Annotated in this window: 27 protein-coding genes and 2 pseudogenes; 12 read left to right on the top strand and 17 right to left on the bottom strand. The window is 61.6% G+C overall.

All coding sequences use genetic code 11. From position 1 onward, the window contains the following. Positions 1-40: 40 nt before the first annotated feature. Positions 41-295 (bottom strand): hypothetical protein, encoded by a 255-nt coding sequence (locus tag ACFSOZ_RS14705; RefSeq protein ID WP_379099095.1) that lies wholly within the window; start codon positions 293-295, stop codon positions 41-43. A 361-nt stretch (positions 296-656) separates the two neighbouring features. On the opposite strand from ACFSOZ_RS14705, the gene ACFSOZ_RS14700 reads away from it, so the two are divergent. From ACFSOZ_RS14700 to ACFSOZ_RS14685, 4 genes are all read left to right on the top strand, one after another. Beyond that, positions 657-1,076 (top strand): VOC family protein, encoded by a 420-nt coding sequence (locus ACFSOZ_RS14700; RefSeq protein WP_379099092.1) that lies wholly within the window; start codon positions 657-659, stop codon positions 1,074-1,076. 208 nt (positions 1,077-1,284) lie between these two features. Then, positions 1,285-1,902, top strand: coding sequence for a C39 family peptidase (locus ACFSOZ_RS14695; protein WP_379099089.1), 618 nt, complete (start codon positions 1,285-1,287; stop codon positions 1,900-1,902). Positions 1,903-1,925: 23 nt separating this feature from the next. After that, positions 1,926-2,999 carry a D-alanine--D-alanine ligase family protein gene (locus tag ACFSOZ_RS14690; RefSeq protein WP_379099086.1) on the top strand — a complete coding sequence of 358 codons (1,074 nt, stop codon included), beginning with the start codon at positions 1,926-1,928 and terminating at the stop codon, positions 2,997-2,999. Positions 3,000-3,063: 64 nt separating this feature from the next. Then, the gene (locus ACFSOZ_RS14685) at positions 3,064-3,600 is read left to right on the top strand and encodes a P-loop NTPase family protein (RefSeq protein WP_379099084.1); all 537 of its coding nucleotides are present in this window, start codon (positions 3,064-3,066) and stop codon (positions 3,598-3,600) included. 140 nt (positions 3,601-3,740) lie between these two features. Here the strand turns inward: ACFSOZ_RS14685 and ACFSOZ_RS14680 are convergent, their stop codons facing one another. From ACFSOZ_RS14680 to ACFSOZ_RS14670, 3 genes are all read right to left on the bottom strand, one after another. Next, positions 3,741-3,974, bottom strand: a complete 234-nt coding sequence (locus ACFSOZ_RS14680; RefSeq protein ID WP_379099081.1) for a DUF378 domain-containing protein — start codon at positions 3,972-3,974, stop codon at positions 3,741-3,743. A gap of 156 nt (positions 3,975-4,130) precedes the next feature. Continuing rightward, positions 4,131-4,376 (bottom strand): DUF982 domain-containing protein, encoded by a 246-nt coding sequence (locus ACFSOZ_RS14675; RefSeq protein WP_379099078.1) that lies wholly within the window; start codon positions 4,374-4,376, stop codon positions 4,131-4,133. Between the two features lie 138 nt (positions 4,377-4,514). Then, positions 4,515-5,231, bottom strand: a complete 717-nt coding sequence (locus tag ACFSOZ_RS14670; protein ID WP_379099075.1) for an SDR family NAD(P)-dependent oxidoreductase — start codon at positions 5,229-5,231, stop codon at positions 4,515-4,517. Positions 5,232-5,366: 135 nt separating this feature from the next. Here ACFSOZ_RS14670 and ACFSOZ_RS14665 point away from each other — a divergent pair, with 135 nt between their 5' ends. Continuing rightward, on the top strand, positions 5,367-6,305 hold the full coding sequence (locus ACFSOZ_RS14665) for a LysR family transcriptional regulator (RefSeq protein ID WP_379099073.1): 939 nt from the start codon (positions 5,367-5,369) through the stop codon (positions 6,303-6,305). On the opposite strand, the gene ACFSOZ_RS14660 is transcribed toward ACFSOZ_RS14665, so the two are convergent. Then, positions 6,302-6,532, bottom strand: coding sequence for a hypothetical protein (locus tag ACFSOZ_RS14660; RefSeq protein WP_379099071.1), 231 nt, complete (start codon positions 6,530-6,532; stop codon positions 6,302-6,304). The two genes, ACFSOZ_RS14665 and ACFSOZ_RS14660, sit on opposite strands and share 4 nt — an antisense overlap. A 167-nt stretch (positions 6,533-6,699) precedes the next feature. Between ACFSOZ_RS14660 and ACFSOZ_RS14655 the strand changes: the two genes are divergently transcribed. Then, positions 6,700-6,867: a hypothetical protein gene (locus tag ACFSOZ_RS14655; protein ID WP_379099069.1), complete on the top strand. Its 168-nt coding sequence runs from the start codon at positions 6,700-6,702 to the stop codon at positions 6,865-6,867. An 84-nt stretch (positions 6,868-6,951) separates the two neighbouring features. After that, a pseudogene (locus ACFSOZ_RS14650) lies at positions 6,952-8,130 on the top strand (AI-2E family transporter); the annotation flags it as partial. 98 nt (positions 8,131-8,228) lie between these two features. Here the strand turns inward: ACFSOZ_RS14650 and ACFSOZ_RS14645 are convergent. The 3 genes from ACFSOZ_RS14645 to istA are packed head-to-tail and all read right to left on the bottom strand — an operon-like array spanning position 8,229 to position 10,739. Further along, complete coding sequence (locus ACFSOZ_RS14645; RefSeq protein WP_095090155.1) at positions 8,229-8,477, bottom strand: hypothetical protein; 249 nt, start codon at positions 8,475-8,477, stop codon at positions 8,229-8,231. Next, positions 8,474-9,247, bottom strand: a complete 774-nt coding sequence (gene istB, locus ACFSOZ_RS14640; RefSeq protein WP_095090157.1) for an IS21-like element helper ATPase IstB — start codon at positions 9,245-9,247, stop codon at positions 8,474-8,476. Before istB ends, ACFSOZ_RS14645 begins: the two co-directional genes overlap by 4 nt. Next, positions 9,240-10,739, bottom strand: a complete 1,500-nt coding sequence (gene istA, locus ACFSOZ_RS14635) for an IS21 family transposase (RefSeq protein ID WP_379097156.1) — start codon at positions 10,737-10,739, stop codon at positions 9,240-9,242. The genes istB and istA overlap by 8 nt, the downstream gene beginning before the upstream one ends. Positions 10,740-11,570: 831 nt before the next feature. On the opposite strand from istA, the pseudogene ACFSOZ_RS14630 reads away from it, so the two are divergent. Both ACFSOZ_RS14630 and ACFSOZ_RS14625 read left to right on the top strand, forming a co-directional pair. Continuing rightward, positions 11,571-12,389, top strand: a pseudogene (locus tag ACFSOZ_RS14630) (AI-2E family transporter); the annotation flags it as partial. Positions 12,390-12,791: 402 nt separating this feature from the next. Further along, on the top strand, positions 12,792-14,981 hold the full coding sequence (locus tag ACFSOZ_RS14625; RefSeq protein ID WP_379099066.1) for an adenylate/guanylate cyclase domain-containing protein: 2,190 nt from the start codon (positions 12,792-12,794) through the stop codon (positions 14,979-14,981). 34 nt (positions 14,982-15,015) lie between these two features. Here the strand turns inward: ACFSOZ_RS14625 and ACFSOZ_RS14620 are convergent, their stop codons facing one another. The 6 genes from ACFSOZ_RS14620 to ACFSOZ_RS14595 form a co-directional block, all read right to left on the bottom strand. Further along, complete coding sequence (locus ACFSOZ_RS14620; RefSeq protein WP_379099773.1) at positions 15,016-15,477, bottom strand: YHS domain-containing (seleno)protein; 462 nt, start codon at positions 15,475-15,477, stop codon at positions 15,016-15,018. Positions 15,478-15,562: 85 nt separating this feature from the next. Continuing rightward, a complete protein-coding gene (locus tag ACFSOZ_RS14615) occupies positions 15,563-16,228 on the bottom strand; it encodes an ankyrin repeat domain-containing protein (RefSeq protein ID WP_379099063.1) in 666 nt (221 codons plus the stop codon). 405 nt (positions 16,229-16,633) lie between these two features. Further along, on the bottom strand, positions 16,634-16,837 hold the full coding sequence (locus tag ACFSOZ_RS14610; protein ID WP_379099060.1) for a hypothetical protein: 204 nt from the start codon (positions 16,835-16,837) through the stop codon (positions 16,634-16,636). Positions 16,838-16,883: 46 nt separating this feature from the next. Then, positions 16,884-17,042 carry a YjiS-like domain-containing protein gene (locus ACFSOZ_RS14605; RefSeq protein ID WP_379099057.1) on the bottom strand — a complete coding sequence of 53 codons (159 nt, stop codon included), beginning with the start codon at positions 17,040-17,042 and terminating at the stop codon, positions 16,884-16,886. A gap of 133 nt (positions 17,043-17,175) precedes the next feature. Beyond that, positions 17,176-17,475: a DUF4242 domain-containing protein gene (locus ACFSOZ_RS14600; RefSeq protein WP_379099054.1), complete on the bottom strand. Its 300-nt coding sequence runs from the start codon at positions 17,473-17,475 to the stop codon at positions 17,176-17,178. Positions 17,476-17,667: 192 nt separating this feature from the next. Continuing rightward, the gene (locus ACFSOZ_RS14595) at positions 17,668-19,467 is read right to left on the bottom strand and encodes a winged helix-turn-helix domain-containing protein (RefSeq protein ID WP_379099051.1); all 1,800 of its coding nucleotides are present in this window, start codon (positions 19,465-19,467) and stop codon (positions 17,668-17,670) included. Between the two features lie 184 nt (positions 19,468-19,651). Between ACFSOZ_RS14595 and gloA2 the strand changes: the two genes are divergently transcribed. Together gloA2 and ACFSOZ_RS14585 are read left to right on the top strand one after the other, a co-directional pair. After that, on the top strand, positions 19,652-20,005 hold the full coding sequence (gene gloA2, locus ACFSOZ_RS14590) for an SMU1112c/YaeR family gloxylase I-like metalloprotein (protein ID WP_379099771.1): 354 nt from the start codon (positions 19,652-19,654) through the stop codon (positions 20,003-20,005). A gap of 204 nt (positions 20,006-20,209) precedes the next feature. Continuing rightward, positions 20,210-20,440 (top strand): hypothetical protein, encoded by a 231-nt coding sequence (locus ACFSOZ_RS14585; RefSeq protein WP_379099048.1) that lies wholly within the window; start codon positions 20,210-20,212, stop codon positions 20,438-20,440. Positions 20,441-20,604: 164 nt separating this feature from the next. Here the strand turns inward: ACFSOZ_RS14585 and ACFSOZ_RS14580 are convergent, their stop codons facing one another. Beyond that, positions 20,605-22,047, bottom strand: a complete 1,443-nt coding sequence (locus ACFSOZ_RS14580) for a LuxR C-terminal-related transcriptional regulator (protein WP_379099046.1) — start codon at positions 22,045-22,047, stop codon at positions 20,605-20,607. A 182-nt stretch (positions 22,048-22,229) separates the two neighbouring features. Between ACFSOZ_RS14580 and ACFSOZ_RS14575 the strand changes: the two genes are divergently transcribed. Next, positions 22,230-22,604, top strand: a complete 375-nt coding sequence (locus ACFSOZ_RS14575) for a hypothetical protein (RefSeq protein WP_379099043.1) — start codon at positions 22,230-22,232, stop codon at positions 22,602-22,604. Positions 22,605-22,780: 176 nt separating this feature from the next. Here ACFSOZ_RS14575 and ACFSOZ_RS14570 read toward each other — a convergent pair whose 3' ends face one another. Further along, positions 22,781-23,929: an adenylate/guanylate cyclase domain-containing protein gene (locus ACFSOZ_RS14570; RefSeq protein ID WP_379099040.1), complete on the bottom strand. Its 1,149-nt coding sequence runs from the start codon at positions 23,927-23,929 to the stop codon at positions 22,781-22,783. 13 nt (positions 23,930-23,942) lie between these two features. Further along, positions 23,943-24,290, bottom strand: coding sequence for a response regulator (locus ACFSOZ_RS14565; protein WP_379099037.1), 348 nt, complete (start codon positions 24,288-24,290; stop codon positions 23,943-23,945). Between the last annotated feature and the right edge of the window lie 4 nt (positions 24,291-24,294).

Genomic DNA, 24,294 nt, shown 5'->3' with positions numbered 1-24,294 from the left:
AGCCACAATGTCAGCATAAGCTTGGCGCCGGAGCGGCGTCCTACGCCGCCACGTTCACCAGGTGGTTGAGCGTCGAAAGACTGGTGCGGGCGAGTTTGCGGATCGGTCTTTCGAAATCGTCCTCGCCGGCCTCGACGACGAACACCAATGTCACGAAGTCCAGCATGAACTCGTCGATGGCCGCCGTGACGTCCTGCGACCCGCCCTTAAACCGCCGCAGCAGGGCGTTTGCTTCTTTGACATCGTCGACACCGGCGCTGTCGATCAGCGCTTCGAGCCTCTGAAAACTATCCAACTTGAGTCCTCCCAGCCGCGCCACAACCTGTTGCGCGGTGGAAAGTTCCAGCCGAGAGGGGCTCCGCGAAAAGAAATCGCCCCCAGCGTTTGAATTCCGTCAATTCGACGGCCCGTTGGAAGTCTTTTTATTTGGGTGGAACTTCTGCGGCACATAGAAGTTCTCACCATGTCTGATCCCCCGTCAGACATCAGAAAGCTCAGTATCAGCTTTCCAAAGGCCCGCCGGAACCCCCTCCCGGCGGGCTTTTTTGTTGGGGTGCCATGGCCGAGCGTGTGGCAGGACTGGCGGTTGGCAAGCACCTGCATTGACGGCGCCCTGTCCGAACCTAAATTCGAAAGCCTTGCGAGGAGGAATTTTCATGGAACTGCATCGCGGCCGGCTCATCGACCACATCCAGCTGGTGGTCAGGGATCTGCCCGCCAGCCGGCGCTTCTACGAGGCGGTCTTGCAGGTGCTCGATGTGCCGATCGGTGGTGTCGGCGAGGACTATTTCTGGGCCGACGAACTGTTCGTCTCCAGTGCCGACAGCCGGGCAGCGCAGGGAAAACTCACCGGGCGCCATCATCTCGCCTTCCAAGCAAGGGACCGTGCCATGGTCGATGCCTTCTACAAGGCCGGGCTCGCCGGCGGCGGCACGGACAATGGCGCGCCGGGCGAACGGCCCTATCATCCCGGCTATTACGCTGCCTTCCTGCTCGATCCGGACGGCAACAACATCGAAGCCGTCCATCACGGGCCGGCCAAGCGCAGCGCTCCTTCGGTGAAAATCACCTTCTGAGAGACTGTCTGGAAATTCTACTCCGGCGGCCATCTAGCGGTGTTTTCTGCGCTTCCGGTGCTCACGGACCCAAATGTCCGCTGCGCTCCGGTTCTCGAAACCACCACCATATGGCTCGCCAGAGCGAATTTCGAAACAGTCTCTGGGTGGCTTTCCACCCATTGCGTATCCTCGTATACGAGAATCCAAAAACCGATCGAGGAGTCGCATGAATCCGCTGCCTGAAACCGTGCCGTTCTTCAGCCAGTGGGAAACGCCAGACATGACGATGGACGTGCTCACTGAGGGCGCCGAAGTCGCGCTCCGGCGCGATCCGCTTTGGCAGCGGTCGGGGGCTGAGACACGTGAGGAGTACGCGGTCTGGGCCGCCAACATCTGTGGCATGGCGTGCCTGAAGATGATCCTGGCGACGCGCGGCGAGATCGTTCCGACGATCGAACTGGCCAGGCGCTGCACTGGATATGGCGGCTATGTCGTCAACGAGGGTTCGATCAAGGGACTGATCTACGCGCCATTCGTCAGCTTCGTGCAGGAGGTTTTCGGCCTGCAAGCCGAGGTGATGACGAATGTCGCGACATCGGACATTCCGGCGATCCTGGCACGGTCGCGCTTCTTCATCGCTTCGGTCAGCAGCTCGATCCGCTGGCCCGAGCGCGAGCCACCCTCGAAGGGCGGCCATCTGGTCCTGGTCACCGCGGCGTCGGACGAGGGTTTCCGCTTCCACAATCCGTCCGGCCATACCAGCGCCACACAGGAAAACGCAGAGTTGGCGCCGGCCGATTTCGACCGCTTCTTCGCCAATCGCGGTATTGCGGTTGCCATTTGATTTTTGACAGTTGAGGGATCTCGATGACGGACAAGACAAGGGTGGCCATCCTCTATGGCGGGCGTTCGGCCGAACATGACGTGTCGCGCCTTTCGGCCGCCAATGTGCTGAAGGCAATCGACCGGACACGCTACGAGATCGTGCCGATCGCCATCTCCAGGGATGGCAGGTGGCTGCTGCAAGGTTCGTCGGTCCGCGATGCGGCAGGGGCTCCGGTATCCGAGGATGGTGTGGAGGTCGCGCTGCTGCCCGGCGGCAAGGGCAGGCTGGTCGCCGTGTCGCGGGATGGAACGCAGCCTGACCCCGTCGATGTCGTCTTTCCGGTGCTGCACGGGCCGTTCGGCGAGGACGGCTCGGTGCAGGGCTATGCCGAGGTCGCCGATGTCGCTTATGTCGGCTGCGGCATCCTCGCCTCGGCCGCCGCCATGGACAAGGATGTCGCCAAGCGGCTGATGCGCGAGGCCGGCCTTGCCGTTGCCCGCTCGGTCACCTTGCATCGAAACGATGTCAGTTCATTCCAGGAGATTGCAGGCGTGCTCGGCCTGCCATTCTTCGCCAAGCCGGCGCGCCAGGGCTCGTCCTTCGGGGTGAGCAAGGTGGATGACCGGGACGGTTTCCAGCAGGCCATCGAAACGGCTTTCCGCTATGACGGCAAGGTGCTGATCGAGGAGTTCGTCGAAGGCCGCGAGATCGAGTGCTCGGTGCTGCAGCGGGCCGACGGCACGCTGACGGTGTCGCTGCCCGGCGAGATCATTCCGGCCGGCAAGCACGGTTTCTACACCTATGAGGCCAAGTATCTCGATGCCGACGGCGCGGTGGTCGAGGTGCCCGCCGATGTCCCGGCCGCGGTCGCCGACAGAGCGAGGGAGATGGCGCGGCAGGCCTTTCAGGCGCTCGGCTGCGAAGCGATGGCGCGCGTCGACTTCTTCCTGCGCGCCGACGGTTCGCTGCTGGTCAACGAGGTCAACACGCTTCCCGGCTTCACCGACATCTCGATGTACGCCAAGGCGCTGGCTGCCTCAGGCATAGGCTACAGCCAGACCATCGACGTGCTGGTCGAGCACGCGCTGGCCAGGCATGGGGCGCGAACGGTCTGAGTTCTGGCCGACCGAAATTCAGTCGCCAGGATGATTACTGTGTCCGGGTAGTCGCAAAGCCAAAATGATGCAGCGGATCGTAATTCTCGGAAACGCCGGAAGCGGCAAGTCGACCCTTGCGCGGCAGATCGGTGAGCGGCTGCATTTGCCGGTCGTGCATCTCGACAAACTGTTCTGGGGACCAGGCTGGAGCAAACCCGAACCCGAGGTTTTCCGGGCACGCGTCGGCGCGGCGGTTGCGGGTGCCGGCTGGGTGTGTGAGGGGAACTACTACCGGCAGACCTTTGATTTGAGGCTTCCCAGGGCCGATCTCGTCGTCTGGCTGAACACGCCTCGCACCACCTGTCTGAGACGTGTTGTCCTGCGCAGCGTGTTGAACCGCCCCCGGCCTGATCTGCCGGCCGGATGCACCGAGCATCTGAACGCGGAGTACCTGTCGTTTCTCCGCTACATCTGGAATTTCGATCGCGGCAGCCGGCCTGCCATCGAGGCGGAGCGGGCAATCCGGGGGCCGCTGGTGCCAGTGGTGAACTTGCGTGGCGCCCGTCAAATCACCGAGTTCCTGGATTCGCTTGCCCGCCGGCAATCGTATGGTTCCTGACTTTTGCAGGACGTGAAGAGTGCTTGAAATTTGCCGGCGCTTCCTGATGGCGGCCGCTTGGTCGGGCTTTGCGCGATGTGGGGCGGCGGATTTTCCGCCGCCCCACATCTTACCGGTCACGGATGGTGATATCTTACCGGTCACGGATGATGATGGATATGCCTTTCGGCATCGACTTCTCCAACCGTAAGGCTCTGGAAGCCCGGCATGAGCTGCCATATGGCTGCAAGGCCGATGACCAGATAGGCCAGGCGGGCCAGCATGGCGCCCCCGAGGGCCGTGCCGATTACGTCGTAGCCCGTTACACCCATGGACAGAAAATTGAGACCGCCAAGGATGATGAGGGCGAGGGTGGCGAGGTTCATGATGCGCATAAACGCCTCCTGATGTTGCCTGAGAAAAGGCGCCTAATGTTGCCTTGAGAATAAGGCGCCTGCAAAAAAACGCCTGCCGTTTCAACCGGTTCCGTCAATCACGAAAATGTGAACGGTCGCTGCAGCCGTGAATGCGGCCGGCTTGCTCGACCCGGCCTACTCGACCAGGATATGCGCCTCGCGCGCGGCCTCGACAAAAGCCTCCCTGGCGACGTCGGGGGACACGTCGCCGCTCGTCGCCCGGCGGCAGGCGCGCAGCGCGGACTGATGTTTCACGCTGCCGGTGTCGCGCCAATGTGTCGTGAGCAATTCGATGGCCTGCTGGGTATTGGACAGATTGCGGGTGGAACCGGTGACGCCGACCGACACCACCACGGGTTTGGAGAACCATGCGGTTTGCATTGGAAACCTCGACTGCGTTGCAGCGTTAAAACGCCTCTGGCAGCGTGGGGTTTCATCCCTGCCGATCACTGTCGCGTGAGGCCGCCCGGCAGAGCTGACGCATCCAGGCTCACGGCTGCCAGCCATCACGGTCAAATGTCACCAGGGAACGGTGCGGCCGAGATAGTCGAGATATTCCAGGCCCGGTTTTCCCTGCTTCGCGAGAAGCACGTTCACCAGGCTGGGAATGCTCTCCTCGATGCTCAGCCGTCCGTCCGGGCCGCCCAGATCGGTGCGGACCCAGCCCGGCGCCATCACCACCATGGCGCGCGATGTGCCGGCCTGGCGGGCGGCGAAGCTTCGCATGAACATGTTCAGGGCCGCCTTGCTGCCGCGATAGACCTCACGCTGGCCGGTCTCGTTGTTGGCGACGCTGCCTTGCCCGGATGACATCACGCCGATCAGACCTGTCGCGGGAACGTATGGCTCCAGGCTTTCGATGACACGCATCGGGCTCAGCGAATTGGTGACCATCACCCTGACGAACTCGTCGGTCGTCACATCCGCGATCGTTTCTGCCGGGTTGTTGCTCACGCCGGCGTTGACGAACAGCATGTCGAACAGTCTGCCGGACAGGCGGCCGTGCAGCGCGGCGAGCTGATCGGGCTCGCTAATGTCCAGGATCTCGATCTCGACCCTGCCGCTATACTCGTCCGCCAGATCGTGCAGCAGGGTCCGGGTTGCGCCGCCGCGGACGGTGCCGACGACGTTCCATCCCTTCTTCAGGAACTCGGCCGCCATGGCATGGCCGAGGCCACGCGATGCGCCAATGAGGAGGATCGTGCGGGCTCTGTCGCTCAAAACGGCTGTGGGCATGGGTGAATGTCTTTCGGGTGGTGAGGTTTGATCGCGGATATAAGCAACCACACGCCGGGCGCCAGACGCATCACAATCAAAGTATAGTTGCATCGGGCGCTATGTCAGACCGAGCGGGTGAGGTAGGCTCATTGCATGGACAATGCCGATGTGGATCTGAACCTTCTCGCCGCGCTGGATGTGTTGCTCGCCGAGGGCAGCGTGACCGGGGCGGCCCGCCGTCTCGGCTTGAGTACATCGGCCATGAGCCGGACGCTGACCCGGCTTCGGGCGGCGACAGGCGACCCGCTGCTCGTCCGCGCCGGGCGGGGACTGGTGCCGACACCGCGCGCCGCCGAGCTGCGCGATCGCGTCCATGAGCTTGCGCGGGATGTGCAAGCGGTGCTGCGGCCGCAAATCACCGACGTGGACGCCTCCTCGCTCGACCTGACATTCACCATACGTGTCAGCGAAGCCTTCCTGGAATTTCTGTCCGGCCCCGTCGTGACCGCCGTCACGCAGGCGGCGCCACGCATCTGCCTGCGCTTTGTCGCCAAACCCAACAAGGATGCGCGACCGCTAAGGGAGGGGCTCATCGATCTGGAGATCGGCGTGCTTGGCACCTCCGCGCCGGAGATACGCACCCAATTGCTGTTCCACGACAGGCTTGTCGGCGTCGCGCGGATTGGGCATCCCCTTCTGGGAACAGTGGTGACGCCCGAAAACTATGCGGCCTGCAACCATGTCGTGGCGTCCAAGGAAGGCGATACGGTCGAGCCGATCGATGCTGCGCTGCAGAGGCTGGGGCTGAAACGGGTAATTCGGGTTGTCGTGCCCGGATATCCGGATGCGATGCGGATCGCGCGCCAGTCGGATCTGGTCGCGGCCGTGCCGCGTTCATGTCTTGGCAACACCATGGCATGCGACCACGCCGCCACGGTGGGTCTTGCGGCCTTCGAAATCCCGCTGCCCGTGCCGGAGTTCAAGATATCGGCGATGTGGCATCCGCGCATGGATGCCGACCCGGCACATCGCTGGCTGCGCGACACCGTGATGTCCGTGTGCCGGGCCGCGTATCCGCGACGTCGCGACTAGCCGTTTCTCGGCATGTGATCGGGCTTCCAGTCCTTCGCAACGCTGTCCAGAGCCATCTTGATATGGTCTGGACTGTCGATGTTGCCGCTGAAAAGAGCGATCAGGCGACGTGCCAGATGCTCCCGCGCTGGGTGCGTGCCTTCAATGCCGGCCTGCTCACAATAATCGTCTAGAATTCTGGTGAGTGTCGCCAACTGTATTTCGTCAGCCGTGCCACGTAAGGTCATCTCGCGTCTCCCTGAAGGGCGAAAGCGTGATCGACTCTTTCAAGCGCTCGTTGCCATTGAAGACCGAGCGACAAGTGAACTGTACGCTTTCGTACAGGATTAGCGAGTCATTCTGCGGGGGAACCAGTAACAGTAAAGTGCGTTGTGCCGCATACGGGATGGTTCCGATGACTGACGAGCAAGGAAGGCCACCGGGTGTGCTGGACGACCTTGTTCGCCGTTTGGTCAATGAAACCGGCATCACCGAAGCACAAGCCGCAGAGCTTGTTATCTTCCTTGGGCGCAACTGGGCATCGCTGTTGCGGGAAGCCCGCATTCTAGCTGGAAAACGCTAAAAACCGACCCACTACCCCGTCGCGGCAAAAGTTGCACGCCGGCTCAATATGCCCGATCATGGTGGTTGGCAGGGGAGAGACCAAGTGGCGGCCAATCGTCGAAACGGCACGGCGTCTCCGGCTCATGGGTTGGAGGACATTCTTGCGGCCGCGGCGCCCCATCCGCGAACGTCATTGCCCAATGTGGCGACCACCGTCACGACGGTGGCGGCGCTGTATTTCGGGCGCGAGGTTTTCCTGCCGATCGCCATCGCGCTGCTGCTGACTTTCGCGCTCGCGCCGCTTGTCGCGGCGCTCAAACGGGTCGGCATTCCCAGGATTGCGGCTGTCATTGCCAGCGTGCTCGGCGCTTTCGCGGCGCTTGCCCTGTTCAGCTTCATTGTCGTCACCCAGGTCAGCGAACTGGCGCAAAACATCCCGGTCTACCAGACGAACATCCTGACCAAGATCCGTTCGCTCAAGGAAACCGGCGTCGGGGGAGGCATCATTGCCAAATTGAGCCGCGTGGTCGAGCGCGTCGGTCAGGAGATCAACAGGCAGGACGCTTCGCTGCCGGCCGCCACGCCGGACAAGCCGGTGCGCGAGCCGGTGCCCGTCGAGATCGTCGCGCGCGAACGGCCGCTCGAAGTCCTCCAGAACATAGTCGGCCCGCTGATCAGCCCGCTCGGATCGGCCGGCCTGATCATCGTCGTGGTCATTTTCATGCTGCTCGAGCGGGAGGATCTGCGCGACCGCTTCATCCGGCTTGTCGGCTACGGCGACCTTCATCGCACCACCGAGGCGCTGCGGGATGCCGGTAAGCGGGTGGGCCTCTATCTGCTCATGCAGTTGGTCGTCAACATCGTCTACGCCATACCGATTACAGCCGGGCTGTGGATCCTCGGCATTCCCAATGCGCTGCTGTGGGGGCTGCTTGCGCTGGCGCTGCGTTTCGTTCCCTATATCGGCCCGGCCATCGGCATGCTGCTGCCGCTGTTCCTGGCACTGGCCGTGGCGCCCGGCTGGTCGCTCGTCCTGTGGACGGCCGCGCTGTTCGTGGTGATGGAACTGGTCACCGGCAATGTCGTGGAACCCTGGCTCTACGGGTCGCGGACGGGACTGTCACCGCTGGCGATCATCGTTGCCGCCATCTTCTGGACCTGGCTGTGGGGACCGCTCGGACTGGTGCTGTCAACTCCGCTGACCGTCTGCCTGGTGGTGCTTGGCAGGCACGTGCCGCAGTTCGAATTCCTCGACGTGCTGTTCGGCAATGAGCCCGTTGTTAACGGCTGCGAGAAAGCGCGGACAAATGGTGCCGAGGATTGTGGAGGAGAAAGCGGCCCGATGGGGCCGCTTGGCCCGATGGGGCCGCTTTGTATTTTTTACCAGGAGGGATCGAGAGGATGGGGCTTTTGCCCTGTCTGCTCGTCGCTGGAAGGGTGCTGATCGTCAGGGGCTTGTTGGTGACGGACAAACTGCTGGATGTGGGGAGCGTAACGGCTCCAGATGCAGTCTCGCAGATCGTCGAGGAGTTCGAAGACGGCGGCTGCTTGCTCGGGTGTCCATTCGGCATTGACGATGAACTGGATTCCACGCCCGAGACCGGACGGCTGATGAGGATTTCCGGTCATGCTGCAGGCTCCTTTTCGTCAGCGGGGTGGCTGGTGCGTTGTTGACGCTGCGCCTTCGAGCGCTCGGAGGCTTCCTTGAAGCGGTAAGAATCGCCTTCGATGGGAATGACCTCACAATGGTGCAAAAGGCGATCGACCAGACTGACGACGCAGGCGGCATTGGGGAAGACCTCCGACCATTGCGCGAAGGGCTTGTTGGTGGTGACGATGGTCGAGCGTTTCTCGTATCGGCGGCTGATGAGATCGAACAGCAGATCGGCATGACGGTTGGAATAGGAGAGATATCCGACCTCGTCGATGACCAGGATATCGGGCGCCGCATAGTACTGCAGCTTTCGGCGGAGCATGGAATCGCTGTCGATGGCGGCGAGCTCGCCGAGCATTTCGCTGGCGGTGCGGAAGAGGACCGAATGGCCGGCGACCAGCGCCTGGTAGGCGACGTTAAGAGCGAGCGTGGACTTGCCGACGCCGTTAGGGCCAATAAGGACGATGTTGGCGGCCTCCTTGACGAAGGACAGCGTCATCAGTTCCTCGATGGCGGCGCGATCGATACGACGCGGCCATTTCCAGTCGTAATCGGCCAGTTGCCTGAAGTGGCCAAGCCTGGCGGCGCGCATGCGTCGCCGCAATGAGCGGTCGGAGCGCTCTTCTTCCTCCCATTGAAGCACGGCGGCCAGCCACGGCGCGTCGGCGATTTCGTCCCAGTGGGCGATCAGGCCATTGAGGCGCAGCGCCCTGGCGCGGTTGAACAGGATGCCGGGATTATTCATCGTCGTTGCCTGCGCAAGTGAGTTGATCGTAACGGTCGAGCTTGTGGGGCTGTACGACCGTATCCTTTTTGCGGACATGCTCCGGCAGCCTTGTTTCGACCGGCGGTGGAGCGCCACGCGCGATCCGGCGGCGTTCGAGCGCGACGTGAACCGATCTCGAATGAGAGGCCCCGGCCTGCAAGGCATCTTCGACGGCGGCCTGGAGTTCGGTGGCGCCGTAGAGGTCGAGCAGTTTGAGCATGGCATTGGTGATCGCGCCGATATTGGCGCCGCGCTCGGCGGCGTGGATCATCAGTTTCTGGCAGGCCGGCACGGCGCGCGTCAAACTGTTGAGGCCCCGATGCTGGCGCGCTTCGCGCTTGACGGCGACGAGCGCCTTGAGGTGCCGGGGGTCTTCGATCTGCTGGCCCCGGTCGTAGCTGCGGCGGTGGCTGGCGATCATCGTGGCGGCATCGAATATCCGGACCTGGGCGAGATCGGCGCGCACGGTGAGCGTGCGCCGGACATGAGTATGGGGAACCGAGTAATCGTTCAGGTCGAAGCGGACATAGGGTGTCTTTCCGACCTTCGCGGCGATCTGCTCCTCGATGGGGTACGGGTTGGTGGGCAATGGCAGAAGCATGGGCTGCTCCTGCGCAAACACCTGACGAACCGTCATCGTCCGGTCCTCGGGGCATGGCCGGTCGGCGGCCTGGTTGCGGCACCATTGTTCGGCCTGGGCATTCAGATCGTCGAGGTCCTTGAACTTGCGGGCGATGAAGAAGGCTTCCCGGATGTGGCGAATGGCGCGCTCGACGCGGCCCTTTTCGTTGCCCCGCGCCACGGCGACGGGACGGGGCTCGAAGCGATAATGGCCCGCGAAGGCCAGAAGTGTCGGATGGAACCGGATGGCATCGCCGTGACGCTCAAGCACAGCGCTCTTAAGGTTGTCATAGAGCAGCACCCTGGGCAAACCATTCCAGGCGTTGAACGCACCGGCGTGGCCGCGCAGGAAGTTTTCCATGCGGGCATCAAGAAAGAAGCGCAGATAGATGTCGCGCGAGTAGGACAACACCATGACGAAGGCCATCAGCGGGCGGCGAGCCTTGCCGATTTCGATGTGACCAAAATGCGCCCAGTCGACCTGGCCTTGCTCGCCCGGCAGGGTGCGCAGACGCAGGAACGCTTCCGCAGCCTTGCGCGGACGGTGGAGCGCGATCATATGCCGGAAGTGGGAGGACGAGCCCTTGTAGCCGCGCTCCTGCACCATCCCGTACAGGCGGCTGGCGGTCAGGTCTGGATATGTCTCAAGCGTCCGCTGGACGAACGGCAGATACTGGTCGACCTCGGCGGGACGTATCACCGGCCTGTGGCGGGGCAGACCGGCCTCCTTCAGAACCCGGAAGACCGTCGTATGGTGGCAATGCAATTGCGTTGCGATCGTTCCACAGCGCCACCTCTCAACGTGGTACAGGCGCAGGATCATCGCTTCCTTCTCGGCGGATATGGTCATCGGTTGGGTCTCCATAGTCGTGTTGACGGACATAGGCCCCTCGGCGACGCACGAAGCCGCCGCGAAAGAACGGCGGCAGCCGACAACTGCAGCGCCGGCAGCACGGAGCCGGAGGGATCGATGGCACCGCTTCAGCGGTGACGTCGTCCAGTGCGACGGTGCCGTCGATCAGGGGCGCGTTCAGTCGTGAACCATCCGGCAGACAAGGTGGAGACTGATGCGTCACGTTGTTTTTGCAGCGCTGGCGATATCGGCGGGAGCGGTCGGCGTGGGCAAAGCGGCCCCGGCGGGTGTTCTGGTAGCGCAGCCCCGCCGCACGCAGACTGTCACGGCGGGCTTCATGGGCGCAGTCAGAACCACAGAAGCGCTGACCCCGATCGCAATGCCGGCAAAGCAAGACCTGTGAGCGGCACCGTGCGCAGAGAAAGAAACGACCGGTTTGCATTGCGGCGGCGAACCTCTCGGAACGCCGTCGGGATTGCGGGGAAAAGCTCGACGGAATGCGCCAATGCCATTATGCTGGCGCATACCGTGAACCAGTCGGCATCAGTGCCCGGGGACCTGCAAGTCCCCTCACACGGGCCGTTGGGATAGGACATCGAGTTTACGTGGTAGTGGGTCGATGTCTGATTGCGGCGCTCCGCACATGTAGCATGCGCGGACGCAGCGCGGGATGCGCCTCAGTCGCCCTCCGGGCTCCTGTCGGCGCATCCCGCGCTCTCATCCCCAACCAAATCAGATCATCAGCGTCATTCAGCACCACTCCGAGCCGAATTCCGCATCAATTCCCTCTCGGCGCCATCTATACGCGGTTCTCAACCGCCATCGACACCCGTGCTCGAACCGCACGCACGCCTCTACCAGCGGCTGCTGGCTGGTGATCCGGAGGAAGCCACCGACCACGCCGAGGAGATGCTGGAAGAGAAATATCTGGTCGAATTCTACGACAAGGTGGCCATTCCGGCACTTCTGCTGGGCGAGCGGGACCGTGTGCGCGGCGTCATGGGCGACGCGCAAAGGCGGCAGGTGGCGGCCAGTGCCCTGACCTTGGTGGCCAACCTCGACGACAGCGCACACGAGGAGGCGGCCGAGGAGGATGACCCGCCCGAGGCCGGGGAGGCGGGCGACGATGGCGATGCCGCCGGCGAGGACGAGGCCGAGCTGCCCGATGGCACCGGCATGTCGGTGCTTTGCTCCGGCGGGCGCGGCGAACTCGACGATGCCGCCGCCGCGATGCTGGCGCAGGTGCTGGAAGTGCAGGGCGCGACAGCGTCGAAGGTGGGCTTCGCCGACATGGAACCGGCGAGCATCCGCCGCCTCGACCTCGAAACCATCGACACCGTCGTGGTCGGCTTCCTGAACCGGGATTCTGTCAAGCACGCCCGCTTTCAGGTTCGCCGGCTGAAGCGTGCGAAGGCGTCGCTGCGGGTAGGGATCGTGTTCTGGTCGGAGACCGGCAATGACGACAAGGAGGCGGCCGCCAAGCTGGCCCATGACATGAACGCCGATTTCGTGGCGCATGACATGGTAGCCGCCGTCGCGGGCGCGCTGTCAAAAGAGCCGCCGGTTGCCCTCAAGCTGACCGCCAAACGCCGCCAGCGCCGGCAGCGGGCCGCGCCCAGAAAGGTCTCGGCAGCGGCTGCGAGCTAGGGGCAAAATCCGATCACTCCGCACGACCGGGTTCGGCCCGTTGCGGAGGTTCAGTTGCTAGCGTCGGATGATGCGATGTGACCCAACGGTGACCCTTCATGGTCCGCGTTGGAATGGCAGCAATGCGCCTCTATGTCGGCCATAGAGGCAAACCTCGCCGCGCCCGGAAGCAGACATCGCGGATGACCATGATGGAGGTCGCGGTTGCGCCAGGAGCCGATATTCCGTCGAACATCACCTTTTCGGACTTCAAGGCGAACGCTCGTAGCCGATTTTGTGACGTACCTCATCGGAGCAGGGACTGTTTGCTGCTAGCTCTCGTAGGCCGGTGTGTATGGTCTTGTCATTGGGCTTTCCTTATAATTCTACCCAGTGGAACAGGCTCAACATCTGGAACGGAAGTTGGTCGCTATCCTCGCCGCCGACGTGGTGGGGTACAGCCGCCTGATGGGCCTGGACGAGACGGGCACACTTTCCCGGCTCAAGGCGGTTCGCCGCGAATTCATCGAACCATTGATCGATGGGTACCACGGCCGCGTCGTCAAGCTCATGGGCGATGGGGCGCTGGTCGAATTCGCCAGCGTCGTCGATGCAGTGGCGTGCGCGGTCGAAATTCAGCGGATCGTCGCACGGCAGAACCTCGACCTTCCCGAAGATACCCGGATCGTGTTCCGCATAGGGATCAACTTGGGTGACGTGATCATCGACGGCGACGACTTCTATGGCGACGGCGTCAACATCGCCGCGAGGCTGCAGGGGCTGAGCGATCCCGGTGGTGTCGCCATCTCCGGAACGGCCTACGATCAGGCACGCAACAAGCTCGGTCTGGCTTTCAAGTCGCTGGGTGAACAGCGTCTCAAGAACATCCCTGAGCCGGTCCGCGTTTATCGGGTGCTATTGGAGCAGACGACAATCACCGGCAAGTCGCGCTCTCGACGATGGCCTGTAATCGGCGCCGCGGTGCTCTTCCTTGTTCTGGCGGCAGTGGTTGCGCTGACGGTTTGGCCGCAAGCAATTGCGTTTCTGCGGGGCGATGGCCCCGACACGGTCGATTCGGTGGCGGGCAAGCCTTCCATCGCTGTATTGCCGTTTGGCGATCTTAGTGACGACCCGGCACAGGACTACTTCGCCGAAGGGCTCACAGACGATCTTATCACCGATCTCTCGAAGATCTCTGGGCTCCTCGTCATCGCCCGCCATTCCTCGTTCTCCTTCAAGGATCGATCCCTCGACATCAACGAGATCGCTGAGCAGTTGAATGTCCACTACGTGGTCGAAGGCAGCGTCCGCCGAGAGGGAGATTCGGTCCGCATCAATGTCCAACTCATCGACGCCAAAACAGGAAGTAACATCTGGGCCGAGCGCTACGACCGCGACTATTCCAAGTTATTTGCCCTTCAGGACGAAGTGATCGAGCGAATCGTTGAGGCACTTTCGGTACGTCTGACAGCAGGCGAAAAAACTCAGATCGCCCGCCTCCCGACCCAAAATCTGGAAGCATACGATTTCTATATCCGAGCCGAGCAGAAAGTGTATGCAATCGACTACAAGTCTCTCGGGGAGGCTCTCTCCCTCTATCAAAACGCAATTAAGCTCGATCCTGCATTCGCGGACGCCTATTCGGGCTATGCCCGGGCGACGGTGGACGTGCTAGGCTTCGACTTCCAGCGCCTCATGCTGAGCGCCGTCGCTCGCCAGCGCGCCTACGAGGCGGCAGGTCGAGCGCTGGTGCTCAATCCCCAGTCCTCACGCGCCTATGCCGTGCTCGGTATCCTGCAGATGCTGGATAGCGAATGGGACGAGGCTCTCGCCTCAGTCCAGAAAGCTGTCGCGCTCGACCCGAATGGCGCGGAGGCAGAGCTCAACCTGGCGATCGTGCTGACTTATGCAGGGCAGAACCCGGCGGCGCTGGCGGCAATGGAACGCGTGCTGCAACTCGATCCCAAGCCGCGGGCGCAGGTCTTCGACTATTACGGCTTCGTGCTCTACATGAACCGTCAATATGAGAAGGCCCTGCAGGCGCTGAGGCAAGTCCAGCCGGAAGAGCGGAGCGACCTCGGCCTCGAAACCCTGGCCATGGCTAACGCGCGGTTGGGCCGATTGGCCGAGGCGCACGACGCGGTCGCAGCAATCCTAAAGAAGATCCCCGTGCAGAACCTCGCCGGTTTTCGTGTCGTTTATGCCCACCATCGGCGGCAACAGGATCTCGATCATCGGATAGACGCCCTTCGCTTGGCGGGGCTTCCGGAGCTGTGCTTCGATTTCCGCGGGCGGGATGAGGACCGCCTGGACGCCTCCGCCATACGGGCCCTGGCAGGCGATCGGACCTGGGTCGGACATCAATACAACGGTGCACCGTTTGTGATGGAGCTGAGTGCAAACGGAGATTTCGCCATGAGCTCCCAAAACGGCATAATCTCCGGCGCGTTCACCCTGGAGGACAACCTCTTCTGCACTCGATCCTCAGCGACTTTACTCGGCCGCAAGTTCTGCGGTCCGGTCTATCGCAATCCCCAAGGGAGCAGCGAAAAGCGCGACGAGTATGTTTTGCCGGACTCCGTCACGGTATGGTATTTCTCGGTGTCGCCGTGACACGCCGGTTCAACTCAGAGGGCCGTGAGTTAGTTCAGTTGTCTGCTGCTCTGGCCTCGAATTCCTTTGCTTCGATTCCTGGCCATTGGGCGTCAGCCTTCGCTATGATGGGAGCGGGGGCAGCATCGAAGTCCTCCTCCAGGCCCTCCTTCCCGGAGAAAAGGTAGAGCTTGCCGTCGACGATACGCCAGGCTTCCGGGTCAATGTTCGCAGATGCCTGTTCGAATGCTGTGCCCAGCGTGCAGAAGCCGCCATATTGAGGGGCATAGCGGACCGGCTCGGAAGCGAACGCGTCGCGATGTTTTGCGCTTGCGAAATACCACGTCGCCCCGAGCCATTTCTTCGCGATCTCCGGTGAACCCTTGGTCGGGCGACCGTCTGTGAAATATGCCACCGGATCGTAGCCGAGTATGGCGACGTTGCCGAAGTATCCCGTGTTCACACCGTCAGCGTAGGATGCACCCGTGCCAACGACCAGGAGGCACGCAGCTGTCATCGCGGCCAACAGGAAACTCCGAGGCGCTCTGGAACGGTTCGCTGTCATATCATCCTCCGATGGTCCCAGTGGGGCCGCGCCCCACTCAGTTGCCGGCCGCGAGGCAGTCCACATACGATGCCCCGATCTTGGGTTGGCATTTCGCCCCGTGCTTCTTGAGCAAAACCATCACTTTCGTGCTCTGAAAGAACGTCGCGCGGCTCAGGGGCGTAAACCCGTACTCCTGGATTGCCTCCACCTGTGCGCCGCGCGCAATCAGCAGCTCGGCGACGGCTGTCTGGTTCTCTTCTGCTGCCACATGCAGTGGCGTGATCTTGTGCGTGCTCGACGCGTCGACCTCGGCCCCGTGGTCGAGCAGCAATTTTGCTATGTCCAGGCTTCCTGAGTAGGCTGCCGCATGAAGCGCGGTGAAGCCGCGGTCGTTGCGGGCTTCGATGTCGGCCTTGGCCTCGATCAACGCAATGGCGACCTCGGTCTTGCCGGCAAGCGCCGCATCGATCAGCGGGGTCTGACGGCTCTCGTCGCGATCGTTCACATCGGCGCCTTGTGCCAGGAGCGCGGCGACCTTGCCCGCATCGCCTTCCAGCGCAGCGTCATGAAGCGGCCCTGCGGTCGCCGCACCACCAGCAATTCCAAGCCAGGAAATGCACGCAACGAGCGCAGCAATGCAGACAAGCCGATCCGGGCCTATTCCGAGGGGCGTGACCCTCAGTGAGGCCATCAGCAACCGTATTCGCTTGGTGACGGTCACGACAAACCTCCGGGCGACGTTCGCTCGCAGACCGATTTATGAGATACTCTACTCCATTCGGCGCGCGGGGGCTATGGATTCCGTCATTTCACCAAAGGGTAATCGGCGATGCGCTCCAGGAGATTCTTTGCTCTAGATGGGAAAGGCAGCCTCGCGCGGTTGTGTTTCTGAACCCAGGGCATTGCATCCGCGCGCCGCTTCCATGCGCAAAAGCAATGTTCGGATTGGTCAGGTCATGACGATGCCCGCGCCCCCCAAAATGTCCGTGGCAAACTGCCTTACCCTTTGTTTCGACGCAATTCCGGACGGAAAACCGCTTCACACTTTTCCTGGAATTGCCCTAGCAACTTGGAGCAGGCTGCAGCTGCATTCGACCCGACATTCAACGTGTCGGCGAGCCTTGCTTCAGTTATAGCGAGACTTCAAAATGCGGCCAATCTGGATCAGGTTCAGTAGCACAAAGAAGACATTCCAGCCGACGACGTTCATGAGCGGCGTCGGCTGGCTGTAGAAATACACGGCGAGGCAGATTGCGGCCGCTGTGGTGAGGATTCTCAACCGCAAAATATCCAAGGTGAAGTAGGCGACCACATACATGATATTCGCCATGTTTATGAGAATTTCCATGTCTTTGGTTCCATTTGATGGCGAGCACTCAGATGCGATCGTCCTTGAGGTGCTCTCGAACGGCGTAGGCGATCGCAGCACGGCGAATGCCAATGTCCTTCAGGATATGGTCAGGTAGTTCGCGCAAAGCCCTTTCGGCTCTGCGCGCCCTCAGACCGATCGAAATGCGCTTTAGGTAGTGAAACATCGTTCTCTCCACTGGTCAGGAATCGCGGCGCCAGGGCATGCGGGCAGGCCGCTTCAAGCGCCGCTCTGTTCATTGCTTACTGGTTGGATGACGCTGCCTCACGTTGACAACGCGAGGCAGCGACTGGAGGTCGTCAGACGGCCGCTGTCGAAATCGGATCGTTCCGAAGGATGACCGTGTCGGCAACCGGGTAGAATTCCTCCCCGGGCATGCCAACGCGCTTGGCGTGATCCCGGATGGCCTCACCGTCCTTGGCCTCGTAGATGCAGAAGGTGCCGATGCGCCCATCGGGTTCATGCACAACGTAACTGCGGATCCAGCTGACCGTGCCCGACATCTGCTCCTTGGCGACCTTTGCCGATTTCGCGCCGGCGGCTTCGAGTTCCTGCAGAGATGCCCACGCGCTCGGGCGACGGATGACAAAGAGGTTCATGATTTTTCCCTTTCGCTTTCGCGCCGACCCTTCGCCGGCGCTGCTGATTGCCATGCGGTGCCTGCATGGCTGGGAAAAAATACGTCTCGGGGGACTGATCGTCCTTATCCAGAGCTGATCTCTGGCTGATCTTTCCCGTCGCCGGCTGACAACCTGATCAGCAGATCATCCGGGCAGGCAGGAGGGCAGGGGTCAAGCAGTCAGCGCTTGCAAAGAGCCGTCGACAGGCGATTGGCTATCTTGCAAAAGGCTGTGGCGAAGCATTGCGGCTTCCTCTGCCAATCGCTGCGATCCCAGGTGGCGAGCCGATCTCTCTGCCGCAGTGATTTCCACCTTCGCCCCGCTGATGTCGCCCGAGTTCAGCAATGCCTTCGCTAGCTGAAGCCGAACCCTCGCCGCATGATAATCAACGCCTGTGCTGGTCCAGAGTTGCCGGGCCAGCAGCAGAAGCCGATTGCCGTTCGGGTCGCCTGGCTCGCAAAGCGCAGCCTTGGTTTCGGTTATCAAAGCCTGCGTCGCCGGCTGTCGCCAGCGTTCTGGCTGTGCATCGATTTCAGCGAGATAGATTGATGCTTGGGCTGAGCGCCCACCGCGCGCCGCTATGCAGGCCGCGTTCACCAACAGGTTTCCGCGTCGCTGAAGATGGAACCACGACATCCCCTGTAAAGCCCGATCAAGTGCAGCCAGCGCACCGTCCAGATCGCCGGTTTCGAACAACAGCAGGGCATTGCCCGGCTCCGCATCCCAGCCGAGTGCATAGGCCTGATCGTAGTCGGCACGCGCCGCTGCGAGATCGCCGATCATGGCGAAGATATCACCACGGACGCGAAAGCCTTCGCCAAGCGACCAGGATTCCTCCGCAGAGAGTTTGGGAAGCGCCTCGTTTATGCAGGTGAGGGCCTCAGGCAATATCTGCTGCGCTGCGACGACTTCCGCACGATGAAGGTCACAGGCTCCTGATGTTTGCGCAAAACTTGCGGTGCACCAGCTTTCAAAGCCTTCGCTCCACTGGCGGGCACGCGGCCAGTCGGCAAAAGTCCTGCAACTCCAGAGGATATTGCAGTAAACCAGGCTACCGGTGATGGGGTCGACTTGACTCGACAACGCGATCGCCGCCGCATGGTTTTGCTGCTCGCTGCCCTCATCGATCTTGCCGAGGGCTAGATTGAAAAATCCCTTGTACGTCAGGGTCAGCGCTCGCAGGCCAGGATCTTCGCAATCTTCAGCTATCGCGTGGGCGGCTGACGCCAGTTGAAGCGCTTCCTCCGGGCGACCGCCCGAGGATGCAAGGCGCGATCTCATCCAGAGCAGATATGATTGCGTGCTATCGTCTGGCGACTGAGACAGAAGCGAAGCAGCACGTTCCAGCCATCCCTCCGCAACGGCACCCGATCCGCGTTCGGCCTGGATCTTGGCGAGCGTGACGGCAGATCTCGCGGCGCGCGCGAAATCACCGGCCTCGATATGCGCCGCAACAGCGCGAGCCAGCACAGGGATCGCCTCGGTTGGCCGCCCGCCACATTCGACGACCAGAGCCCAAAGGTCGATGTCCGCCGAAGAGAGAGCTTCAATCTCTGCAAGATTGGCGAAGAGTTTTGCCGCCGCGCCCCAATCGCGTGCCGCTGCCAGCCTGCGCGCCTCAGCAAGATCGTCGGCCCCTTGGAACGAGGCAGGCTGCACATATCCCAGCCCCGGCTCATCGATAGCGAAGCGATAACCGTGGCGAACGTAGCTGTGTATCGCGTCCTGCAAACCGCCCGCTGCAAGCGCCTTGCGGGTGAGGCTGACCACGCGCTGAAGCGAAGCTTCAGTCACAATGACATCCGGCCAAAGAGCGTCCATCAGTTCGTCTTTGGGGACGACTCTGCCTGCGTTGCGGACCAGGTACACCAGCAAGTCAAAAACAAGCGGCTGGATTTTCTGCCCGACGCCTCCCAGCGACAGTTTGCGAGCAGCTTCATCAAGTTCGAATTGTCCAAATGAGTGGTGCATCGCCCCCTTCCGGTGCAACAATCTACCTTATCAAGCGAAAACATGGGAGAGGCTCAAGACGTGTGTGGCTTGGTTGCGCTCTGGCGGCAACAAAGTGCCGCGTGCCCGATGGTGACCTTGGCCTCAAACCCCAGCTTGGCTAGAGTTCGTAGCATGCTGAACGCCATTCACCAACGTCGCGCTCATCTGCACCGACTACGACCGGTCGCGACGGTTCTATGTCGAACTCCTCGGCCTCGATATGATCCGGGAGGTCTATCGGGAGGAGCGGCAGTCATGGAAGGCGGATCTGCGGATCGGGTCCGTCCAGCTGGAATTGTTCTCCTTCCCTGCACCCGTGATGCGGCCGTCCCATCCAGAGGCGACAGGCCTGAGACATCTGGCATTTGCCGTGGCTAATCTTGATCCCGTGATCATGCGCCTGGAAGCCGCCGGCGTTGCCGTTGAGCCAATCCGGATCGACCCATATACAAACCAACGGTTTACCTTTTTCAGCGACCCAGATGGATTGCCGCTGGAGCTCTATGAAGCCCCATAAGGAACGGTTCGCTTTCGCGACCACGCCATCGGAGGCGGGAACGGAAGTCGGCAATTTTGCGGTTGCCCGAAAGCAGCAACCAGCTGGGGGTCGGGTCGCGCCGGGAAACTGCTATGCCGGTTAGACGACTGACGGTCTCATCGGTATCGGCGGAGCCGCGAATCTGTGGTAAGCCGCCGCTCAACCAACCAAAGGACGACACCTGTGAGCGAACCGACCGTGGCCCAGGCTACCGAAAGTATCTATGCCTCCCTCCGGGCGGACAATGCCGACATCGACGCACATATCGCGACGCTTAAGGCGGCGCTGGCACGAGAAGGGATAAAACAGGCGGTGTTCGACCCGACCAAGTTGGCGCAGAACAACCGCTCGGGCCGGAAGTTGATGCAGGCATATTTTCGGCAGCGCGGCGTGAGCGTGAGGTTTTCGGACTAGCAGAGCCGCGCGCGGGCGATCTCGATCGCGCATTTTTCACGGGCGTTCAAGAACGGTATGATGTGGCGCCGAGGGAGTTGCGGGAGAGGCTGCGGGCCGTGGTGCACCAGGGGCAAAAACCGGCCGAGCGAGCTATCACGCCTCAGAGTTGACCAGGAATGAAGCTATGCCAAACCTGCACGACGGGCGCCTTCCCTGATCGCAGCAATGGCGACAGGGTTGGTAACCGGATAGGTGCTGATGAACACTTCGGCCGTGAAGTTCGGGAATTCGTCCTTCAGTCGCGCATTAATCCTGGCGACTTGAGGCGTTTCATTGAGCATCGCATGAGCCATCGCCAGAAATAGAAGTGTTGCGGGCGAGTCTGGCGCAGATTGACGTAGCGCGACCAACGATTCCCGGTGAAGGCCAAGAACGAAGCTGCATCGCGCAAGCATTCCATAATACCAGGGAACATACGGATTTAGCCGGACCGCTCGCTTGGCCAATTCATAGCCCCGCTTCGGGTCGCTTCCAACAAGAGCAAGGCTACCCGCAAGAAAGGCAAGTGCGTCAGCGTCATTTGGAGCCGCCGCCAGCACTCGGTCATGTTCTTCGACAGCAGCTTCGATATCGCCCTGCAATGCCCGAAGATCAGCAAGCATTATGCGGGCGTAAATATCGGCCGGATCGAGCGCCAGCGCTTGCTTGACACATTTGCTCCAGCTCTCGATCGAGCCGGAACCGTCGTCGGTAAACCCGTTGATAGCATCCACAGCATGCGCAAGTGCCAGTGTGGTCCAGGCTCTTGCAAGACCCGGATCGAGTTCGATTGCACGCGTCAGCAGCCGTATCGCCTCCTTGTTCGACTCCCGGGTGAAAAGGTGCTTCTGCTCAAGCCCAAGCAGGTAGCAATCATAGGCCTGCAAACTTGCCGGAGGCTTCCGACGAGCCGCATCGCGTCGCAGATTGGCGAGCTGACCGTGGCCAGTTGCGAGGACATTGATGACGTTCTCGGTCACGCTGTCCAGCATCGCAAACAGGTTGTTCGCGGACCGATCGTAACGCACCGTCCAAACATCAACCCCTGTGTGGGCGTCGACGAGTTGCACGCGGATGCGCACCCGCTGCCCGTCCACTTGAAAACTTCCCTCGATCACATAGTCAGCATTCAACTCTCGTCCGAGGTCTCGCACGTCAACATGCCGTCCCTTGTAAGAAAGCATTGTCTGGCGGGCGATCACCGCAAGGTCGCGGTAACGGGCGAGATCAACTATGAGGTCCGCCGACAAACCATCAGCGATACGAGTCCAGCGTTCTTCTCCGCTTAGATTGTCGAACGGGAGAACCGCGACGACCGGCGGGCCCGACTCGTCGGTCGAAAGGCTTCCGGGTGGTGCCTGGCTGGGGTCCTGATGGCGGTGATCGGCAAGTAACGCAGCAAGTGCCACTTTGCTGCGAACATCGAGTTTCCGATAGATGGCCGAAAGATGGGTCCGAACTGTGGTAGGCGCTATGAAGAGCGTTTCGCCGATTTCGCGATAGGTCATTCCCTCCGCGAATTTTGCCGCGACCATCAGCTCCCGATCCGACAGGCCGGCGAGAGGATTGCCTACGGCGCGAAGCATTGTTTCAAATTTCCCATCCGCTGCCGACCTGTGGCCAGGACCCCCAGCGTCAGGGCGAAAATACTACAGATGCGTCAGCGAAAACACTGCATTTGCACGATTCCATCCGACGGGTCAGCATTCTAGCCTCCGCAGGTCGCAGGGTCTGGTCGCTTGGCAGACTCGGAAACACGGAGGGATCCATGACAAAATTGTCTGTCTTGGCCGCAATACTGGTGCTGTCCGTATCGGCGGGGCCATGCTTGTCTGAAGGCGCCCAAAGTAACGGCAAGCTGATTTCCGAAGATGCGGTGAAAGCCGCCAGCGCTGAACTGTACTCCGACATCCTCGTGCGTGCGTGCAGGAACGGATGGCGGTATCCTCGCAGCCAAATCGAAAACGCATTCAAGCGCCACCTCGCAGAGCTGAAACTGCAGCTTATCGATCAGGGTTACACTGTCTTACCCGACATGACCGCGAATGATCCGCATGTCCAAGGAACGATATCGGGGACTGAACGCCAGCTGATTGGGTCGCGCCGGTTCAGCTGTTCCCACCCATATTGGCGCAACGAATGACCTTCCGCGCGAACAGGCGAGAAGGCGTGGTGCGCCAGAGGCTGCCATTGGTTGTTACTCGCGGACGACCGCTTTCTCCCCGTTGCGGCGATTTCGAGATCGGTCTGTGGCTGGGCTGATTTGTGCGACGGTTCGATGGGCCGTATCGTGCGAAAGAGACCAGCGTGCGGTGAACGCTAGCTTGGCCGACCGATCCACCGCACGATTTCATAGGCCGGCATCGGGCGGCGAAAACCTTTCAGCGTCAGTTCGCCAACAAGAACGGATTCGACCATCGACTCGACAGCGCCGATGACCCGTTGGCTAACGAGAATCTGGCGGGGTTTGGCCTCCTCGCACAAGCGGGCGGCATGGTTCGACACAGTGCCAATGACGGCATAGTCCGAGCGCTGATCAAAACCGATGCGCCCTATGGTTGCGTGGCCCCTGGCAATGCCGATCCCGAAGCCCAGCAAATAGTCCCGCTTGCGCCATCGCTCTGAATGCTCGTCAATCGCGTCGCGCATCGCAGCAGCCATCGAGACGGCTCTCTCGCTGTGGTCGGCGCATAGCAGTGGATCGTTGAAAACGACGACGATACCGTCGCCCACGAACCGCTCGAGAGTTCCCTCGTGGCGGACGATTTGTTCACCAAGACAGGAATGATACTCGGCAAGAACTGTCATGACTTCTTCGGGTTCGGCGGTCTCCGCGAAGGCCGTAAAGCCGCGCAAATCGCAAAAGACAACGGTCACCTCGCGACGGTGGCTCTGCAAGAGCGCGTCTCCATTGCCCGCCGCAACAATGAGGTCGGCGACCTGTTCGGGCAGGAACCGCCTGAGCCGCGCCATTCGCTCGAGCTCCGTCACCTGGTCGGCCACGGTTTGCTCGAGCGAGCGGTTCCAGTCGGAAAGTTGCGCTGCTTGATCCTCAAGGCGCTTGGTCTGGCTCGCGACAGTGTCGTGAAGCGCCTTCTGGCGCAGCATCGAGCGCACCCGCGCCAACAGCGCCTGGTGCTCGAAGGGCTTTGTCAGATAGTCGTCGCCACCGGCGTCCAGCCCCTCGACCACATCGCGCGTGTCGGCCTTCGCGGTGACGAGGATGACCGGAATCGCCTGCAGGGAGATGTCCTGCTTGAGCACGCGCACCACACTGATGCCGTCGAGCTTCGGCATCATGATGTCGAGCAGGATCAGATCCGGCGTGAGTTCGCGGGCTTTCGCAAGCCCCTCTTCACCATCGGCGGCGGTTGCAACTTCGTAGCCGTTCGCCTCGAGCCGCATGCGCAGGATCTCGAGGTTTTCCGGAGTATCGTCGACCGCGAGAATGCGAGGCGGATCGTGCAAGGCGCTGCCTCCCCTAGGAAAGGAACCCGCGAATCTCGGAAAGCAACTGGCGCGGACTGAATGGCTTGGCAATGTAACCATCGCACCCGGCAGCAAGGGCTTTCGCCTCGTCGCCCGACAACGCGTAGGAGGTGACGGCGATAATCGGAATGTGCCGGAGCGCCGGATCGGCCTTGATGCGGCGGGCCGCTTCATACCCGTCGATCACCGGGAGCTGAATGTCCATAAGGATCAGGTCTGGCCGGTGCGCTCCGGCTGCAGCGATGCCGGCGGCCCCGTCCGCCGCCTCGATCAGTTCGTAATCGGTGGTGGCAATGAGATCGCGGATGATCTGGCGGTTGTCCTCGGTGTCTTCCACCATCAGG

Origin of the sequence: Mesorhizobium newzealandense (assembly GCF_042682145.1) — a bacterium.
Lineage (GTDB): Bacteria > Pseudomonadota > Alphaproteobacteria > Rhizobiales > Rhizobiaceae > Mesorhizobium > Mesorhizobium newzealandense.
This window is presented reverse-complemented; position numbering and strand designations above follow the sequence as displayed.

What these genes read in the sequence shown, in the direction of transcription:
- ACFSOZ_RS14700 (WP_379099092.1), top strand. Translation starts at nt 657, where the DNA reads ATGGAACTGCATCGCGGCCGGCTCATCGACCACATCCAGCTGGTGGTC.
- ACFSOZ_RS14695 (WP_379099089.1), top strand. Translation starts at nt 1,285, where the DNA reads ATGAATCCGCTGCCTGAAACCGTGCCGTTCTTCAGCCAGTGGGAAACG.
- ACFSOZ_RS14690 (WP_379099086.1), top strand. Translation starts at nt 1,926, where the DNA reads ATGACGGACAAGACAAGGGTGGCCATCCTCTATGGCGGGCGTTCGGCC.
- ACFSOZ_RS14685 (WP_379099084.1), top strand. Translation starts at nt 3,064, where the DNA reads ATGATGCAGCGGATCGTAATTCTCGGAAACGCCGGAAGCGGCAAGTCG.
- ACFSOZ_RS14680 (WP_379099081.1), bottom strand. Translation starts at nt 3,974, where the DNA reads ATGCGCATCATGAACCTCGCCACCCTCGCCCTCATCATCCTTGGCGGT.
- ACFSOZ_RS14675 (WP_379099078.1), bottom strand. Translation starts at nt 4,376, where the DNA reads ATGCAAACCGCATGGTTCTCCAAACCCGTGGTGGTGTCGGTCGGCGTC.
- ACFSOZ_RS14670 (WP_379099075.1), bottom strand. Translation starts at nt 5,231, where the DNA reads ATGCCCACAGCCGTTTTGAGCGACAGAGCCCGCACGATCCTCCTCATT.
- ACFSOZ_RS14665 (WP_379099073.1), top strand. Translation starts at nt 5,367, where the DNA reads ATGGACAATGCCGATGTGGATCTGAACCTTCTCGCCGCGCTGGATGTG.
- ACFSOZ_RS14660 (WP_379099071.1), bottom strand. Translation starts at nt 6,532, where the DNA reads ATGACCTTACGTGGCACGGCTGACGAAATACAGTTGGCGACACTCACC.
- ACFSOZ_RS14655 (WP_379099069.1), top strand. Translation starts at nt 6,700, where the DNA reads ATGACTGACGAGCAAGGAAGGCCACCGGGTGTGCTGGACGACCTTGTT.
- ACFSOZ_RS14645 (WP_095090155.1), bottom strand. Translation starts at nt 8,477, where the DNA reads ATGACCGGAAATCCTCATCAGCCGTCCGGTCTCGGGCGTGGAATCCAG.
- istB (WP_095090157.1), bottom strand. Translation starts at nt 9,247, where the DNA reads ATGAATAATCCCGGCATCCTGTTCAACCGCGCCAGGGCGCTGCGCCTC.
- istA (WP_379097156.1), bottom strand. Translation starts at nt 10,739, where the DNA reads ATGACCATATCCGCCGAGAAGGAAGCGATGATCCTGCGCCTGTACCAC.
- ACFSOZ_RS14620 (WP_379099773.1), bottom strand. Translation starts at nt 15,477, where the DNA reads ATGACAGCTGCGTGCCTCCTGGTCGTTGGCACGGGTGCATCCTACGCT.
- ACFSOZ_RS14610 (WP_379099060.1), bottom strand. Translation starts at nt 16,837, where the DNA reads ATGGCGAATATCATGTATGTGGTCGCCTACTTCACCTTGGATATTTTG.
- ACFSOZ_RS14605 (WP_379099057.1), bottom strand. Translation starts at nt 17,042, where the DNA reads ATGTTTCACTACCTAAAGCGCATTTCGATCGGTCTGAGGGCGCGCAGA.
- ACFSOZ_RS14600 (WP_379099054.1), bottom strand. Translation starts at nt 17,475, where the DNA reads ATGAACCTCTTTGTCATCCGTCGCCCGAGCGCGTGGGCATCTCTGCAG.
- ACFSOZ_RS14595 (WP_379099051.1), bottom strand. Translation starts at nt 19,467, where the DNA reads ATGCACCACTCATTTGGACAATTCGAACTTGATGAAGCTGCTCGCAAA.
- ACFSOZ_RS14580 (WP_379099046.1), bottom strand. Translation starts at nt 22,047, where the DNA reads ATGCTTCGCGCCGTAGGCAATCCTCTCGCCGGCCTGTCGGATCGGGAG.
- ACFSOZ_RS14575 (WP_379099043.1), top strand. Translation starts at nt 22,230, where the DNA reads ATGACAAAATTGTCTGTCTTGGCCGCAATACTGGTGCTGTCCGTATCG.
- ACFSOZ_RS14565 (WP_379099037.1), bottom strand. Translation starts at nt 24,290, where the DNA reads ATGGTGGAAGACACCGAGGACAACCGCCAGATCATCCGCGATCTCATT.